The sequence below is a fragment of the Caulobacter sp. P1_B12_2 genome (assembly GCF_056406675.1).
In genome coordinates, this window is the sequence record NZ_JBFTZS010000530.1 from 1 (window position 1) to 2,894 (window position 2,894).

Sequence of the window (2,894 nt, forward strand, 5' to 3'; positions counted from 1 at the left end):
GACCAGGCCGACGGCGACCATGATGTTGGCCCACCATTCCAGGGTGCGGGCCGGACTGTCGGCGTGGTCGAAGGCGTCGATGGCATGGATCGAAGCCGCCAGCCGGCCGTCCTCGGTCGGCGTCAACTGGCTTCGATAGTGGGCCCAGCCCAGTTCGAGGGCCGGATGGCCGACGCCGCTCAGCCGCTTGTCGATCGCCTCGAAGGCGTCGGCGAACGCCTTCTGACGGTCGCCCTTCAGGTCACCGAGCATCTCGGTGCGGCGAAGAAGGTCGTCCCGCAGCGGGGAATATTCGAAATGCCCCGACTGGAAGATCAGCCCGATGGCGAAAACCAGGATGGCGCCGGCCATAAACAACGCGGCGCCAGGCATGCTGAACACCGCGACCACAAACGACGTTATTGGATCGTGCATCGGAACCCTTGAGCCGGCTTGGCGGCACTATACTTCAAGATGAGGCCCGATTGGGGCAAAACTCGAGACCCCAACGCGTGCGCGTCGCGGACGATCCTAAAGCGTGTTTCGCCTTGGTGAAACGGGGCTGAAGCTGCTCGTTGACGGCTCGGCGCGGGGGCGCCATCGAGAGACCCATGCAGACCAAGCCCAGCCTGATACCCGCCGACACGTCCCTGCCCTCCCTCGCCAACGTGAAAGCCGACGAGACGATGTTCGGTCACTTCCTCGATTGGCTGGGCAAGCTGGCCGTGAACCTGGTGGTCGCCACCCTGATCCTGGTCTTCACCTTCTGGGTGGCCGGCTGGCTGGCGGGCGTGGCCAGCCGCGCCCTGGGCCGGGTGCATCGCAAGAACCCCGACCCGACCCTGGAAAGCTTCATCTCGTCCCTGGTCCGCTACGCCGTGGTGGCCGTTGGCCTGGTGGCGGTGCTGCAACAGCTGGGCGTGCAGGCCACCTCGATCATCGCGGTGCTGACCGCGGCCTCGCTGGCCATCGGCCTGGCCCTGCAGGGCGCGCTGTCGAACGTGGCGGCCGGCGTGATGATCCTGCTGTTCCGCCCCTACAAGGTCGGCGACGTGATCGAGACCTCGACCCGCAACGGCACCGTCAAGTCGCTGGACCTGCTGTTCACCGAGATCGCCACGCCCGACAACGTCAAGGTGATGATCCCCAACAGCAAGGTGTTCGGCGACGTCATCCTCAACTACTCGACCCACCGCACGCGGCGGGCCGACGTGGTGTTCAAGGTGCCGCTGAAGACCGACCTGGTCACGGTGCTGCAGAAGATGCGCGAGCGGTCCGAGGGCGATCCGCGGGTGCGCAAGGACCCGGCCCCGATGATCGAGGTCGTCGACCTGACCGAGGCCTTCGCCCAGGCCGCGATCCGCGTCTGGACCGCCAAGGAGGACTACGGCCCGGTCAGGACCGACCTGATGCTGGCCGCCCACCTGTGGGCCGAGGACCCGACCCGGATCCTGCCGCCGCCCCGCCCGTCCAAGGCTCCGGACCCGTCGCCGGTCATGCCCGGCGACAAAGACCATCACCTGTTCAGACTGCCAAAGCCTCGGAGAGGTCGGCAATCAGGTCCTCGCAGTCCTCGATCCCCACCGAAAGCCTGATCAGGGTGTCGGAGATGCCCAGGGCGGCGCGCTGATCGGCCGGGATCGAGGCGTGGGTCATTATGGCCGGATGCTCGATCAGGCTCTCGACCCCGCCCAGGCTCTCGGCCAGGGTGAACAGGCGCGTGCGCTCCAGCATCCGCTTGGCGGTGTTCACGTCGCCCTTCAGCTCGACCGAGATGATCCCGCCGAACCCGCCCAGCATCTGGCGCTTGGCCAGCTCGTGCTGCGGGTGGCTGGGCAGGCCGGGATAGATCACGCGCTCGACGTCCTTGCGGGTCGACAGCCACTTGGCGATGGCCAGGGCGCTGTCGCAGGCGCGCTGCATGCGCAGGGCCAGGGTCTTGACGCCGCGCAGGGCCAGAAAGCTGTCGAACGGTCCCAGCACCGCGCCGACGGCGTTCTGCAGGAACTTCAGCTTCTCGGCGATCTCGGCGTTGTCGCCGACCACCGCCACGCCCGCCACCACGTCGGAGTGGCCGTTCAGATACTTGGTGGCCGAGTGCATGACGATGTCGAAGCCCAGCTCCAGCGGCCGCTGGACGAACGGGCTGGCGAAGGTGTTGTCGGCGACGGTGATCAGGCCATGCTTCTTGGCCAAGGCCGCGATGGCCGACAGGTCGGCCAGGCGCAGCATCGGATTGGTGGGCGTCTCGACCCAGATCATCTTCGTTTCAGGCGTGATCGCCGCCTCGATGGCCGTGATGTCACCCATATCGACGAAGCTGAACGCCAAGCCGGCCGAGCGCTTGCGCACCTTGTCGAACAGCCGGAACGAGCCGCCGTAGAGGTCGTCGCTGGCGATCACATGCGCGCCGCTGTCGAGGATCTCCAGGATCGTCGAGGCCGCCGCCAGGCCCGAGGCGAAGGCAAAGCCGGCCGTGCCGCTCTCAAGGTCCGCGACGCAGCGCTCGAAGGCGAAGCGGGTCGGGTTGTGGCTGCGGCTGTACTCGAAGCCCTTGTGCTCGCCCGGGCTGGACTGGACATAGGTCGAGGTCGCGTAGATCGGCACCATCACCGCCCCGGTCGTGGGATCGGGGAACTGGCCGCCATGGATCGTGCGGGTGGCGAAGGCCAGGCGGTTCTTGCCGGGGATGTCGGTCATGGAAAGTCCTTGAGCGCCGCGCGACGGGCATGACGCGAAGAGTGGTGCGGGCGGGCCGGTCCCACAAGGGCGGGCGCCGGCCGAACCCGGCCTAGGCGCTCATGCGCAGGTGGTTGATCAGGTCCACGCGAGTGATCACGYCGACGAACTCGTCGCCGTCGCAGACCAGGGCCACCTCGTCGCGGTCGAAGACTTCCGGCAGGGCGTCGACGCCC

The 2,894-nt window shown here is 67.4% G+C and carries 2 protein-coding genes and 1 pseudogene; 1 reads left to right on the forward strand and 2 read right to left on the reverse strand.

The features are described from left to right. Positions 1–351: pseudogene (locus AC1DZ6_RS22765) on the reverse strand (hypothetical protein); the annotation flags it as partial. A 239-nt stretch (positions 352–590) separates the two neighbouring features. Between AC1DZ6_RS22765 and AC1DZ6_RS22770 the strand changes: the two are divergent. Next, a complete protein-coding gene (locus tag AC1DZ6_RS22770) occupies positions 591–1,574 on the forward strand; it encodes a mechanosensitive ion channel family protein (protein ID WP_477099388.1) in 984 nt (327 codons plus the stop codon). Here AC1DZ6_RS22770 and AC1DZ6_RS22775 read toward each other — a convergent pair. Beyond that, on the reverse strand, positions 1,504–2,679 hold the full coding sequence (locus AC1DZ6_RS22775) for a trans-sulfuration enzyme family protein (protein WP_477099389.1): 1,176 nt from the start codon (positions 2,677–2,679) through the stop codon (positions 1,504–1,506). The two genes, AC1DZ6_RS22770 and AC1DZ6_RS22775, sit on opposite strands and share 71 nt — an antisense overlap. Positions 2,680–2,894: the final 215 nt, after the last annotated feature.